12 protein-coding genes are annotated in these 13,636 nt (G+C 68.9%); 6 read left to right on the top strand and 6 right to left on the bottom strand.

The genetic code is table 11. The annotated features are described in order from the left end of the window. Window positions 1-154: 154 nt before the first annotated feature. Window positions 155-1,681, bottom strand: coding sequence for an HNH endonuclease signature motif containing protein (locus tag MOX01_RS04075; RefSeq protein ID WP_170224114.1), 1,527 nt, complete (start codon window positions 1,679-1,681; stop codon window positions 155-157). Window positions 1,682-2,665: 984 nt separating this feature from the next. Between MOX01_RS04075 and MOX01_RS04070 the strand changes: the two genes are divergently transcribed. Together MOX01_RS04070 and MOX01_RS04065 are read left to right on the top strand one after the other, a co-directional pair. Continuing rightward, on the top strand, window positions 2,666-3,433 hold the full coding sequence (locus MOX01_RS04070) for a M23 family metallopeptidase (protein ID WP_046747580.1): 768 nt from the start codon (window positions 2,666-2,668) through the stop codon (window positions 3,431-3,433). A 51-nt stretch (window positions 3,434-3,484) separates the two neighbouring features. Continuing rightward, window positions 3,485-4,009: a GNAT family N-acetyltransferase gene (locus MOX01_RS04065; protein ID WP_058632920.1), complete on the top strand. Its 525-nt coding sequence runs from the start codon at window positions 3,485-3,487 to the stop codon at window positions 4,007-4,009. A gap of 26 nt (window positions 4,010-4,035) precedes the next feature. On the opposite strand, the gene MOX01_RS04060 is transcribed toward MOX01_RS04065, so the two are convergent. Further along, window positions 4,036-5,487: a gamma-aminobutyraldehyde dehydrogenase gene (locus MOX01_RS04060; protein ID WP_141368480.1), complete on the bottom strand. Its 1,452-nt coding sequence runs from the start codon at window positions 5,485-5,487 to the stop codon at window positions 4,036-4,038. A 99-nt stretch (window positions 5,488-5,586) separates the two neighbouring features. Here MOX01_RS04060 and MOX01_RS04055 point away from each other — a divergent pair, with 99 nt between their 5' ends. The 3 genes from MOX01_RS04055 to MOX01_RS04045 are packed head-to-tail and all read left to right on the top strand — an operon-like array spanning window position 5,587 to window position 7,830. Further along, window positions 5,587-6,054, top strand: coding sequence for an Lrp/AsnC family transcriptional regulator (locus tag MOX01_RS04055; protein ID WP_046747577.1), 468 nt, complete (start codon window positions 5,587-5,589; stop codon window positions 6,052-6,054). Window positions 6,055-6,082: 28 nt separating this feature from the next. After that, window positions 6,083-7,486: an NAD(P)/FAD-dependent oxidoreductase gene (locus tag MOX01_RS04050; protein ID WP_113681565.1), complete on the top strand. Its 1,404-nt coding sequence runs from the start codon at window positions 6,083-6,085 to the stop codon at window positions 7,484-7,486. Next, complete coding sequence (locus MOX01_RS04045) at window positions 7,483-7,830, top strand: cupin domain-containing protein (protein ID WP_058632923.1); 348 nt, start codon at window positions 7,483-7,485, stop codon at window positions 7,828-7,830. The genes MOX01_RS04050 and MOX01_RS04045 overlap by 4 nt, the downstream gene beginning before the upstream one ends. 24 nt (window positions 7,831-7,854) lie before the next feature. On the opposite strand, the gene MOX01_RS04040 is transcribed toward MOX01_RS04045, so the two are convergent. Together MOX01_RS04040 and MOX01_RS04035 are read right to left on the bottom strand one after the other, a co-directional pair. Then, complete coding sequence (locus tag MOX01_RS04040; protein WP_141368478.1) at window positions 7,855-9,363, bottom strand: carboxylesterase/lipase family protein; 1,509 nt, start codon at window positions 9,361-9,363, stop codon at window positions 7,855-7,857. Between the two features lie 29 nt (window positions 9,364-9,392). Further along, on the bottom strand, window positions 9,393-10,700 hold the full coding sequence (locus tag MOX01_RS04035) for an MFS transporter (RefSeq protein ID WP_141368476.1): 1,308 nt from the start codon (window positions 10,698-10,700) through the stop codon (window positions 9,393-9,395). Window positions 10,701-10,866: 166 nt separating this feature from the next. Between MOX01_RS04035 and MOX01_RS04030 the strand changes: the two genes are divergently transcribed. Continuing rightward, the gene (locus MOX01_RS04030) at window positions 10,867-11,436 is read left to right on the top strand and encodes a TetR/AcrR family transcriptional regulator (protein WP_141368474.1); all 570 of its coding nucleotides are present in this window, start codon (window positions 10,867-10,869) and stop codon (window positions 11,434-11,436) included. A 34-nt stretch (window positions 11,437-11,470) separates the two neighbouring features. On the opposite strand, the gene MOX01_RS04025 is transcribed toward MOX01_RS04030, so the two are convergent. Beyond that, window positions 11,471-12,421: a DNA-methyltransferase gene (locus tag MOX01_RS04025; RefSeq protein WP_230977860.1), complete on the bottom strand. Its 951-nt coding sequence runs from the start codon at window positions 12,419-12,421 to the stop codon at window positions 11,471-11,473. Between the two features lie 137 nt (window positions 12,422-12,558). Beyond that, on the bottom strand, window positions 12,559-13,608 hold the full coding sequence (gene lplAB / locus MOX01_RS04020; protein ID WP_046747571.1) for a lipoate-protein ligase LplAB: 1,050 nt from the start codon (window positions 13,606-13,608) through the stop codon (window positions 12,559-12,561). Window positions 13,609-13,636: the final 28 nt, after the last annotated feature.

The raw sequence follows: 13,636 nt of genomic DNA, 5'->3' as shown, positions 1-13,636 counted from the left end.
ACCAGTCGACACCCCGGACCGGTTCCGTCGGACCGCATGCGCGCAGAACCAGGCACAGGCACAGGCACATCTCCTCCTCCTCCATCACCTCCACCTCCACCTCCACCTCCACCTCCACCTCCACTGCCACCAAAGGTTCCGCTGCCACCGGGTTTCATGTCCGCAGCAGCTCCTTGCGTCGAACCGTCGGTCGGGAACGAGCAGCGCTGGTCGGTCGTGGTGTTCGCCATCGCCGGCTCGGATCCCACCAGGCAGGGCCGCGGACGGAGGGTGCGCCATGTCGCATCCGGATCTCCCATCCACTGGTGGGGAGGGTTCGGTGGTGGTGCCAGCACAGCGCGACGCCGTTGTCGGTATGAGTCGCTCCACCGCGGGCGTGCTCGTCCACGTGATGGATCTCGCACCAGGCCGCGGGCACATGGCAGCCGGGGATGAGGCATTCACGGTCGCGGAGAGTGATCGCCCGGCGTTGATGGGCATTGAAGATGCGGTCGGAGGTGTGGATTCCGATGATGCGCCCAGCCGGGTCGAACAGGACCCGCTGCACGCCGCCCCCGCACGCGGTGTGCGCGGCGACTCCGGTGGACACGGGGGTGTCGATCCCTTCGATGCGAGCCCACCCGGAACCGGTGGCGTAGTCCTCGGCGGTGACGGTGACGACCAGCGTCGGTGCGGCACCTCCCAGGCGGGGCGTGTCATCGTGACGTGCAGCGATGGAGAGCACGGCGGCGAGCGTGTCGTGCTGCTTCTGCGCGCGCGTCCGGGGGTCGATCGTCCGCACCGGGTCCTCGGATGGCAGGAAGCCATGATCCGCCCCCTCGACCTCCGGCGAAGAGGTGCGCGCCGTGTCGGAGGGCCGGAAAGCGACACCAGGTTGCGGCGGGCCGTCGACCTTCGGGTTCAGGTACGCGTCGAAGAGGCGTCGCAGCTGTCCTGCGACCTCGGGGAGCAGCCCACCCCGGATCGGGATCACCCCGTCCTTGGCCCGACCGAGGACGATCCCCCGCGCCCGCATGGCGATCTCGTCCGCAGGCTCGGCACCATCCGGATCGAGATACTGCACCATCACCTGCGCCAGCACCCGCAGGTCTTCCGGAGTCGCCGGAGGAGCGGTGTCGTCGTCGACCCCCGACTCCGCACCGCCGTGGTCATCCGCGCGCTGCTCGGCGACCGGAAGCCCGCGCGCATACGCCGCCAACTCCGCATCGGCCCGCAACCTGTCCGCCGTCCCCACCCTGGCGCCGGCCCGTTCGATCGGACCGATCGCCGCGAGAACCCCGTCGACCCCCACCGTCCCGTCGAGGAGGGACGCGCGCAATGCCGGCCACCGTGCCGGCAACCAGCCGCCCGACGTCAGATCGACCTCCCGCCGCACCGCCCTCGCGGCCTTCACGACCCGGGTGGCACCCGTCGCATCCACCCGCAGCACCCGCTGCAGAAGCTCGCCGACGGTTCGGCACCCGAAGAGGCCGCAGAACGCGAGGTCGCCCGAACCCGCCGGGCGTGACTCCACCGATGCGACGACCCCCACCACCACGGCCTCCACGCGCCGCTGCGCTTCACCCGCCATTCGCAGCAGCTCCATCTTCGATTCGTCGCTCAAACCCACCACCGCCTCGGAACGCAGCACCGCATCCAGGTCGGCGACGACCTGGCTGAGCGCATCCACAGGAGTGTTCATACCCGAAGTCAACTCGGGGCCACCGACATTCATCCCGGGATAAGCCCAGTTCAGAGCGATATTCCAGAACACAGATAGAGGCCTCCAACACTCCACCAAGCCGGCGGAAAGCGAGTACTCCACAGCTGCCGCGCACCGAGAAGCCAGGGCACCCCGAGCACTCCGCACCGGATGCAGAATCGACACACCCCCTGGCGTCACGCTCTCCGCGGATATCGATGGACGACAGAGCGCGGCGAAGGCCACATCGATGCCGACGCGTCCGATCTCGATTTGACGCTCGCGAGTTCACGAATTAAATTACAGATCGGTAACGGTGGCATCCGGGGGGATCGACCGCCGCGTACATCTGCCTCCCGGAAGGATCCCGTCACGAATTCCCTGCCCCCCGAGCGCGCTCACGAAGCCTCGGAAGCTCCGACAGAAGTCCCCGATCCGACTCGACCGCTTCTCCGTCGTCATCGTCGACGCCAGGCGACCGCAGACGCGCACTCCCCCCTTCCGTCGAACGCCGCCGACACGCTCCCCCTCGCCGACGCGACCTCTTCGTCCGCCGAAGCCCTCGTGCCCGAAGCCCGCCTCGCACCCGAAGCCCGCCCCGCACCCGAAGCAGACCCCGCACCCGCAGCCGACCTCGCGCTCGACGCAGACGTCGCGCCTGCCGCCCCGTCACTCAGGTCCTCGCGCGCACGCCGCAGAGCCGCGGCAGCTCACACAGCGACCGCAGCCGCGGACTCGGCCCAGGACGCCACAGCCCTCCACTCGCAGGCGACGCAGACTCAGGCACGGTCTCAGACGAAGCCGACTCCAGCGACGGCACCGCGCGCAACGCAGCCCCAGACGACGGCACCCCAGACCGCGGTGCCCCAGACCGCGGCGCCCCAGCCAACGCAGTCCCAGCCAACACAGCCCCAGACCACGGACCCCCAGCCCCAGGCAGCACAGGGCCCCCGTTCCTGGGATCCTCGCCTGCGCCCCCGACACATGGCTCCTCGCGCGGCGTCGACTCCTCAGACCCGGGTCCGCCGCGAGAAGCGCACGTGGGCGAAGTCCAAGGCACTCGGCGCCACCCTGGCGATCGGGGTCCTGATCACCGGAGCCGCGCTTCCTGCATTGAACCCCACCAGCGGCCCCGCGGCTGCTGCCAGCGCCCCCGTCTCGACTCTTGCCGACGGAATGTCCCAGTCCTACACATCGAAGAACGAGATCCGGGCGGAGATCGCCCCGCGCGGCAACTTCTCGGCGACGACGCCCGAGGAGATCAAGGAGACGCGCTCCCGTGCCGCGGCCGCCGCGATCGCCGCAGGCATGCCGCTGGGAAGCGCGCTGGACATCCCCCTCGCCGGACGCATCGTGATGCCGATGGCCGACGGAACATACTCCTTCACCGACGGGTTCGGCGCTTCACGACCGGGGCGATCGCACCTCGGACAGGACTTCGCCGCGCCGGTCGGCACTCCGATCAACGCCGCCATGAAGGGCTGCGTCTCCCGATCGACGGAGAGCTACCAGGGCTACGGCGTGACGATCCAGATCGAGAGCATCGTCGACGGACAGGCCGTGAGCACCGTCTACTCGCATATGACCTACGGAAGCCGGGCTGTCGAGGTCGGCGACTGCGTCGACGAAGGCCAGTACATCGGAGACGTCGGATCGACCGGCTACGTCTTCGGGTCGTGCCTGCACTTCGAGGTCCACATCAACACCGTCGCCGTGGATCCCCTGCCCTGGCTCAAGAAGAACGTGAGCTGACCCGCAGCGTCCACCCCCCTCCGGCCACGGCGATCCCCCTAGGCTGGATGGATGACTCCGCTGGTGATCCGCGACGCCCGCGCCGAAGATGCCGACAGCATCGCCGGCGTGCACGTCCGCTCCTGGCAGGCGGCCTACCGTGGACTCATCGATCAGTCCGTCCTCGACGGACTGTCCGTCGAGGAGCGAGCCGAGGGTTGGCGGCGCATCATCGCGGAGCCGCTGCCCACGGGCCTCGGCACCCTCGTCGCCGTGCGGGGCGACCGCCTGGTCGGCTGGGCATCGCTGGGCTCCGGCCGCGACCCCGACGGGCTCGCCGACGGCGAGGTCTACGGCATCTACGCAGACCCCGCCGCCTGGTCGACGGGTGCGGGCCACGCCCTGCTCGAGGCGGCGGAGCAGCGGATCGCCGAGGCCGGGTACGCACGCGCGTACCTGTGGGTGCTCGATGGGAACGATCGCGCGGATGCGTTCTACGCACGCCACGGCTGGGACGAGGACGGCGCGGTCAAGATCGAGGAGCGCCCCCAGCTCACCCTGCGTGAGCACCGTCGTGTGAAGCAGCTCGCCCCCTGAGCGCCCGGGGCCCCTCGCCGGCCCCTTCAGTCGAGCGCACTCATCACGTGCTTGATGCGCGTGTAGTCGTCGAAGCCGTACTGCGAGAGGTCCTTGCCGTAGCCGGAGTGCTTGAATCCGCCGTGGGGCATGTCCGACACGAACGGGATGTGCGTGTTGATCCATACGCACCCGAAGTCGAGGTCGCGCGAGAAGCGCATCGCTCGAGCATGATCGGTCGTCCACACCGAGGCGGCGAGCGCATAGGGCACGTCGTTGGCCATCCCCAGGGCCTCGGCGTCCTCGGTGAACGACTGCACTGTGAGAACGGGTCCGAAGATCTCACCCTGCACGACCTCGTCGTCCTGATGCACACCGGAGATGATGGTGGGCTCCCAGAAGTAGCCGCGATCTCCCTGGCGGCGTCCACCGGTCTCGATCGTCGCGTGCGCGGGGAGGCGGTCGATGAAGCCCTGCACCTGCGCGAGCTGGGCCGCACTGCTCAGCGGCCCGTAGAGCACACCCTCCTCGCGCGGCCCCCCGGTGCGGGCGTGCGTCTGCGCCCTCGCGACCAGCGCGGCGACCAGTTCATCGTGGAGTGAGGCGTGCACCAGCACCCTGGTGGCGGCGGTGCAGTCCTGTCCGCCGTTGAAGAAGGCGCCGGTGGTGATGCCCTCGACGGCCTTCTCGATCGAGGCGTCGGCGAACACGATCGCCGGAGCCTTGCCGCCGAGTTCGAGATGCACCCGCTTGACGTCGTTCGCCGCCGAGCGTGCGACGGCCATGCCCGCCCGCACCGAACCCGTGATCGCGACCATCTGCGGCGTGGGGTGCTCCACCAGGGCGACACCGGTGTTGCGGTCGCCGAGCACCACGTTGAGGGTGCCCACCGGCGTGTGCAGCGCGACGATCTCGGCGAGAAGCAGCGTCGTGAGCGGTGTCGACTCGGCGGGCTTCAGCACGACCGTGTTGCCGGCGGCGAGCGCGGGCGCGATCTTCCACACCGCCATGTTCAGCGGGTAGTTCCACGGGGTCACCTGGCCGATCACACCGACCGGCTCGCGACGCACGAACGAGGTGTGTCCGGCGAGGTACTCCCCCGCGGCCCTGCCCTCGAGGCTGCGGGCAGCACCCGCGAAGAAGCGCAGCTGGTCGATCGACTGCATGATCTCGTCCGAGACCAGGCTCGCGCGCGGCTTGCCGGTGTCCTGCGACTCGAGGTCGGCGAACTCGTCTGCGCGCGACTCCATCTCGTCGGCGATGCGGAAGAGCGCCAGCTGCCGCTCCCCTGGCGTGGTGTCGCGCCAGATCGGGAAGGCCGCAGCCGCAGCTGCGTAGGCGGCATCGACGTCGGTGACGTCCGACACCGGGAGCTCGCCGTACGCGTCTTCCGTGACAGGATCCAGAAGCGGCATCCGACCGGCGCCGTGTGCGGGCACGTACTGTCCGCCGATGAAGTTCTGCAACGGCGCTGAATCCTTCAGAAGATGAGTCGACATGGGGTCATGGTATCGACATCCCTGCGGAATCTGAAGATACCTCCCGTAGATTCGACTGAATCAGTTGCGGGATCACACATCGACTGACAATATCGACACATGAGCACGAAGCCGTCCCAGCCTGCCCTTGATGACATCTCGAAGCGCATCGTCGAACTGCTGCAGGAGGACGGCCGCCGCCCCTACGCCGAGATCGCGCGGGAGGTCGGGCTGAGCGAAGCCGCCGCTCGTCAGCGTGTGCAGCGGATGACCGAGGCGGGCATCATCCAGATCGTGGCGGTCACCGATCCGATGCAGCTCGGCTTCCACCGCATGTCGATGATCGGCATCCGAGTCTCCGGCAACCCGCGCGAGATCGCGCAGGAGCTCACAACGATCCCTGAGCTGGCCTACGTGGTCGTGACGCTCGGCACCTTCGACATCCTCGTCGAGGCGGTGTGCGAGAACGACGAGCACCTCATCGAACTCATCGCCACCCGCATCCGCACGATCCCCGGCATCACGCACACCGAGAGCCTGCTCTACGCCGGCCTGTACAAGGACCTCTACAACTGGGGCACGCGCTGACGCGAGCCTCCGAGGAACGGAGAGAACGATGGGCACCACCGTCTTCGAACGCCAACGACCTTCAGCGAGCGTCATCGACGCCTCGCTCCGGGACACCGCCCTGCGGGTGTTCTGGCTCGACGACGTCGAGCGGCCGACGCACCCGCCGTTGAACGGCACTGTCCGTGCCGACCTCGCCATCGTCGGCGGAGGGTACGCCGGACTGTGGACCGCGGTGCGCGCCAAGGAACGCGACCCCGAACGTCGTGTCGTCCTGCTCGAAGCCTCGCGCATCGCCTGGGCCGCCTCCGGGCGCAACGGCGGATTCTGCGAGTCGAGCCTCACCCACGGCCATGAGAACGGCGTCAACCGATGGCCGGAGGAGATCGATCGGCTCGAGGAGCTGGGCCACGCGAACCTCGATGGGATCGGTGAGACGGTCGAGCGGTACGGCATGGATGCGGAGTTCGAGCGCACGGGTCAGCTGGCGGTCGCCGTCGAGCCGCATCAGGTGGACTGGTATCGCGAAGAGCCCGGCTTCCTCGACCGCGAAGCCGTGCAGGCCGAGGTGCACTCGGAGACCTTCCTCGCCGGAGACTGGGATCGCGACGGCTGCGCCATGGTGCACCCCGCCAAGCTCGGCGTCGAGCTGGCACGTGTGGCCGCCGACCTCGGCGTCGAGATCCACGAGCACAGCATCGTCCGCGCGATCGAGGGCGACGGGTCCGGTCCGATCACCCTGGTCACTCCGGACGGCCGTGTGGTCGCGGACGCCGTCGCCCTCGGCACCAACGTCTTCCCCTCGCTCCTCAAGCGCAACCGGCTGATGACCGTTCCGGTGTACGACTACGTGCTGATGACCGAGCCGCTCTCGACCGCGCAGCTGGCATCCATCGGATGGTCGAATCGTCAGGGTCTGGCCGACAGCGCCAACCAGTTCCACTACTACCGGCTCACCGGGGACAACCGCATCCTGTTCGGCGGCTACGACGCCATTTACCACTTCGGCGGCAAGGTGCGTGCGGAGTACGAGGACCGCATCGAGAGCCACCGCAAGCTCGCCTCCCACTTCTTCACGACCTTCCCGCAGTTGGAGGGTCTCCGATTCACGCACCGCTGGGCGGGAGCCATCGACTCGTCGAGCCGCTTCTGCGCGTTCTTCGGCACTGCCCGCAAGGGACGCGTGGCGTACGCGACCGGCTTCACGGGCCTGGGGGTCGGCGCGGCGCGTTTCGCCGCCGACGTCATGCTCGACAAGCTGTCCGGGGAGCAGACGGAGCGCACGGAGCTTCGGATGGTACGTGAGAAGCCCATCCCGTTCCCGCCGGAGCCCGCGGCATCGATCGGCGTCAATCTCGTGCGCGCCGCCATGAACCAGGCCGACCACAACCAGGGCAGGCGCAACCTGTTCCTCAAGGCGCTCGACGCCGTCGGCATGGGCTTCGACTCGTGAACGGTCTCGCCGCGGGGAGTGCGGTGGATGTCGGGGCCCTGCCCCTCGCGCATGAGCCGCTGCCCTCCGACGACGTGCTCTCCGGCACGCCGACGACCGCGATCCGCGAGCTGGCGACGCTAGGCGGCATCGAGATCGGCGTCTGGGAGATGACCCCTGGCACCGCGACCGACACCGAAGCCGATGAGGTGTTCGTGGTGCTGTCCGGTCACGCCACGATCGCGTTCGCCTCGTCCGGGCTGCCCGATCTGGAGGTCGGACCCGGCTCCGTCGTGCGTCTCGCCGAGGGAATGCGCACGACCTGGACCGTCACCGAGACCCTCCGCAAGATCTACGTCGCCTGAGTCCGCACCGCGGGCGCTCTCGAATCAGGTCGCGCGCAGCAGCGGACGCACGGACGCGTAGGCATCGGCGACGTCGCGCGTCGGCACGTCGTAGACCCGGGCGATGCCCGCGGCACCCCGATGGCGCGGCCACCCGGGGTCACCTCCGGCGATGAACGCGACGGCCGCTCCGTGCACCTCGTCGGCCAGCTCCTGTGGAGGGTTCGGTCCGGCGAGTGGCTCCATGGCGGGGCCGTCGAGGCAGTCGAAGAAGAACGGCACGTCGAGGCAGTGCTCGGCGAAGCCGAAGTGCCCTGACGGCCAGGAGAACCGGTACAGCCAGGTGGGTGCCGAGCCGCGGTCGGCGAGCACGTTCAGCAGCGCCGTCCGGAACATCCGGTCGGTCAGCAGACGCCCGCCCAGGCGCGCTTTGCCGAGGCCTGCGATGTCGGCGTTCGCGGCGAGGTATTCCCTCCGTACGGCTTTCGGCAGTCCCAGCTTGTTCAGCAGGAGCGACCTCGGCACCCAGCGCAGCTTCTTCTCGGCCCCGGAGAGGACCATCGTGAACTCGTCGTCCGTCGCCCCGAGGACGAGCGGCTTGTCCGCGCCGACGCCGGCCCGCAGAGCCTCGCGCGTGGAGCGCGGCAGCAGATCACCGTCGACCGTCGGCCCGAGCGGGAGCCCCTCGTCGATCACGCTGCCCAGGGACGAGGGACCGAGCTCCGTGGCCTTCTTCTGCAGTTCGAGGATGCGTTCTTCGCGCAGCGGCGAGAACCCAGCCACGGTCGGCTCGACCCCCGCCGCCGCGGCGAGCGCACGCCCGAAGGCCTCCGACCGGGTGGCACTCACATCGGCGAGCGCGCCCGAGATCGCGTAGACGCCGTGGAACAGGTGTTGCGCCTGCTCCATGCCGAGCAGGGTGAGCACCGCACCGCCGCCCGCGGACTGTCCGGCGATCGTGACACGCGACGGATCCCCGCCGAACTCCGCGATGTTCTGCTGCACCCATTCGAGGGCGAGCAGCCAGTCGCGCACACCACGGTTCGAGGGCGCATCCTCGATCCAGCCGAAGCCGTCGAAGCCCAGCCGGTAGGAGAGCGAGACCGTGACGACACCGTCGCGGTTGAAGTTGCGGCCGTCGTACCAGGGGCTGGCTGGCGAGCCCGCGAAGTAGCCGCCGCCGTGGATCCACACGAGTACCGGGAGCCCGTCCCCCTGCCCCGCGCGGCTCGGGTTCGGGGTGAACACGTTCACGTTGAGCGTGGCGTCACCCTCGATGCTCGGCTCGGGGATGAGCGTGACGCCGGGGTCTCCGCGCTGCGCGGTCGCCGCGAACTCGAGCGCATCGCGCACGCCCTCCCACGGTGCCTTCGGCACGGGCGCCTGGAAGCGCAGCGCACCGATCGGTGCTTCGGCGAACGGGATGCCGAGGAAAGCCGCCGATCGGGGATTGCCCCGCCCTCCCGTGGTCGGACGCCAGCGGCCACGCACTCGTCCCGCGGCCGTGGCCACCTCGACGAAGTCGGCGGTCGTCTCGGAATCGGTATCGGTCATGACAGTATTCTCCCGGTCGTTCCCGGTCATCAGCGCACTCCCTTGATCGGCGCGGTCGCCACGGCGGCGAGGATCACGAACACGGTCGCGAAGACGAACAGCATCGCGTAGCCTCCGAGCGCCGTGATGATGACACCGCCGATCGCGGGGCTCAGGGCCTGCGGCACGTTGGTCGCCACGTTCAGGATGCCGAGGTCCTTCCCCGCGGAGACGCCCTCGTTCGGCAGCACCTCGGTCATGAGCGCGGCGTCCACCGACATGTACAACCCGAACCCGACGCCGTTGATGATGCTCATCAGGATCATGCCGGTCATGTTCGGCTGCAGCAGCGGCATCGCCAGCCCTGCCACCATCACGACGGACGCAGCGTAGATGAAGACCTTGCGGCGACCGACCCTGTCGCTCCACCACCCGGAGAGACCGATGGCGACCAGGGTCGGGATGAAGGCCACGAGGGTGAGCGTGACGACGGCGCCCTGGGCCTCCGCCAGGGGCAGCCCGATGTAGTCGGTGAGCATGTAGAGCTGGTACGAGCTGACGACGAAGTAGCCGAGGATCAGCAGGAACCGCGCCCCGAACGCCCAGGCGAAGTCGGGGTGGCGGCGCGGGTCGATCCAGAAGCCCCGGAAGAAGGCGCCCCATCGGAACGGGGCCACCGCGGCGTGCTTCGACGACCAGTCGCGGTTCACCACGGCGAACAGCAGCGCCGCCACGATCACGGCACCGCCGAACGCCGCGTAGCCGATGCCGATCTGCGCGGCGAACGCCCCGGCGAGCATGATGCCCACCGTCATGCCGACCTGCGTGCCGATACCGATCATCGCGCTCGCGCCGCCGCGCTTCGACCGCGGGAACCTGTCGGCGGTGATGGCCGTCAGCGGAGCCTGGAAGAAGTTCAGCGCCACCTGGATGATGACCCAGAACACCGTGATCCAGAGGATGTCGGTCAATGAGCCCATGCCGAACAGGAAGATGCCGCCGATGATCGCGCCGAGCACCATCCACGGCACCCGGCGTCCGAACCGCGAGCGCGTGCGATCGCTCAACGCCCCGACGATCGGCTGCGCGAACAGCGTGAAGACGAAGGAGATCGTGGTCACGACGGCGAGGTTGCCGACCTTGTTCGCCTCGTCGATCATCAGCACCTGGCTGGGCAGCAGGATCGCGATGAGTCCGCCGTAGGTGGCGAACAGGGTCAGCGAGGCGATCAGCAAGCTGGGCAGCAGCCGCCGATTCGCGGGCGGACTCGCCGCCGGTTCCCCCGCGGCGGGCGGAACGGCGCGGATGGTGCCGGTCGGGGCGATTTCAGCGGCGGGGTCGAGCGGGGACACGGACATGTCGGCTCCTCGTTGAGCGTGATCGGGTCGGTGAGCGTGATCAGGTCAATACCAAACGGTGTTTGGTATTCGTCGGACATGCTGACAGATCGTCGACTGTCCGCGCAAGCGTTTCACGAACGTTGTTTGGTTTTTGTGATCCGAGCGTGACGGTTACCCTGGAGCGATGGCTACACGGGGGGCATACGCGAAGGGCGTCGCCAAGCGCGAGGAGATCCTCGAGGCCGCACTCGCCGTCGTGGCCGAGCACGGCTACCGCAAGGCGTCGGTCCGGGAGATCGCGGACGCCGCCGGACTCAGCCCGGCGGGCCTGCTGCACTACTTCGGCAGCAAGGAGGAGCTGTTCGTCGCGATCCTCCGCGCCAGAGACGACCGCGACGAGCAGCAGTACGCCGGCGAAGACGCCTCGGCCGCGTTCCTTGCGGTCATCCGTCACAACGCATCCGTCCCCGGTCTCGTGCAGCTCTACGCGCAGTTGGCCGCCCAAGCCGGGGATCCTGCCCACCCCGCCCACGCCTACTTCCGCGAGCGCACCGAGCGCATCGAGACCTTCACCCGCGCTCAGCTCATCATCGACCAAGAACAGGGGCGGATCCGCGCCGACCTCGACCCGGCATGGGTCGTCCGCACCCTGCATGCCTTGGCCGATGGGCTGCAGGCTGCGTGGATGCTCGATCCCTCGCTCGACATGGCCGCAGAGATCGAGCGGTTCCTCGTGCTGCTCCGCCCCTCCTGACGGAACGGTCGCGGCTACTCCGGCTGAGTGTGGTTCAGCGAAGCGACGTCACCTCGGCGTGCGGCATCCGCGTCTTCATGATCCTGACGGCCTCGGGGTTGTCGTCGACCAGCACGGCGTCGCGTCCGAGGGCCGAGGCCACCGCTCCCGTCGTCCCACTGCCCGCGAAGAGGTCGAGCACACGGTCGCCAGGACGACTCGACGCCGTGACGATGCGCCGCAGGATCCCCTCGGGCTTCTGCGTGGGATAGCCGGTCTTCTCCCGACCGGTGGTGGGCACGATCGTGTGCCACCACACGTCGGTCGGCAGTTTGCCGCGCGCCGCCTTCTCGGCGGTGACGAGCCCAGGCGCCATGTACGGCTCGCGGTCGACCTCGTCGGAGTTGAACACGTACCCTCGAGGGTTCTTCACGTACACCAGGATCGTGTCGTGCTTGGTGGGCCAGCGGCTGCGCGACTTGGCGCCGTAGTCATACGCCCAGATCAGCTCGTTGAGGAAGCAGTCCCGCCCGAACACCGCGTCGAGCATGACCTTCGCGTAGTGCGCCTCCCTGTAGTCGAGGTGCAGGTACAGCGTGCCGTCGTCGGCGAGCAACCGCCAGGCCTCTTCGAGCCGCGGCATCAGGAACGAGCCGTAGTCGTCGAAGCGGTCGTCATAGGCGCGCAGCATCCCGCGCACCCGCTCGTAGGCGTGGCCGTGGAAGCCGTGCCGCACCTCGGTGTCAGCGGCCGGCGCGGTCTCTCCCGGCTCCGGTGAAGAACTCCGCAGATCCGTGCCGGTCACTCCCCCGAGGTCGTGGATCCCCGGGACCGGTTCCGTGGCCGGCACCGATTCTTGAGGAGTTGCCCACGTCCGCCGTGCGGTCACCACCTGACGCTCCTGCGTGCGGCCGGTGTTGAACGGCGGGTCCAGGTACACGAGCGTGAACGAACCGGAAGGCAGGGTCGCGGCGACGGCGAGGTTGTCGCCCTCGACGATCGTCACCGCACCCGGTACGAGCGGCTGCGGCACGACCGGCTCCGGCACGACCGGGTGGGGCACGACCGGCTGCGGCACGGACACGGTGTCTGACACGACGTCAGGGGTGTCCGCCGCAGGGGGGAGGTGAGTGTCCGGCGCCGTCACGGCACCCGATGCAGCCAGGCCTCGGTGGCGAACTTCGATTCGACGAGCGCCTCGGCGGCGGCGTACTCGTCGGCCGAGATCGACCCGGTCTCGGCGTCGGTCAGCGAGCGGAAGGTGTCCTTGAACCGTTCGATGATCTCCGCGCGCTCGAGGCCGGTCTGGCTGCGCAGCGGGTCGACGCGCTTGGCGGCAGAGGCGGTTCCCTTGTCGCTGAGCTTCTCGCGTCCGATGCGCAGCACCTCGGTCATCACCTGACCGTCGATGTCGTACGACAGGGTCGCATGGTGGAGCACTCCGCCGTTCGCCAACCGCTTCTGGGCGGCGCCGCCGATCTTGCCGGTCGGGCTCGCGATGTCGTTGAGCGGCTGGTAGACGGCATCGATGCCGAGCGAACGCAGCGCCTGCAGCACCCAGTCGTCGAGGAAGGCGTAGGAGTCGGCGAAGGTCATCCCCGCCACGAGTGAAGCCGGCACATACAGCGAGTAGGTGATGATCTGCCCCGCGGCCATGAGCATCGCCCCACCGCCCGAGATACGACGGACGACGTCGAATCCGTGCTTCGCAGCTCCCTCGGGGTCGACCTCGTTGCGGTACGACTGGAACGATCCGATCACCACGGCCGACTGGTCCCACTCCCAGATGCGCAGGGTGGGACGGCGACGCCCCTCGCCGACGCGGGAGGTGAGCACCTCGTCGAGCGCGAGGTTCATGCGCGGCGACGCAGCCTTCTCGTGCACGATCTCCCAGTCGAAGTCGCGCCACCCAGGGGCGGTCACGAGTGCGCGACGCACCGCGGTTCCGACGGCCTCCGGTGTGAACCCGAGCAGCTGGGCCCCGTCGGGCAGCGCGGCGCGGACGGCTGCGGCGATCGCCGTCGCGTCCGATTCCACGGGCAGTCCGTCGACGGCGGCGTTGATGTCGTCCAGCGCCGAGTCGGGCTCGAGGAAGAAGTCGCCGGCGAGCCGGAAGCGGGAGATCCGGTCGTCCTCGATCTCGAGGTCGACGACGACGAGCTTTCCACCTGGGACCTTGTATTCACCGTGCACGGTTCCAGCTTAAGGCGCGCGGCCCCTG

The organism is Microbacterium oxydans (assembly GCF_006540085.1).
Lineage (GTDB): Bacteria > Actinomycetota > Actinomycetes > Actinomycetales > Microbacteriaceae > Microbacterium > Microbacterium oxydans.
Note: the sequence above shows the minus strand (reverse complement) of the source record. Positions and strands in the feature narration are given on the sequence as shown.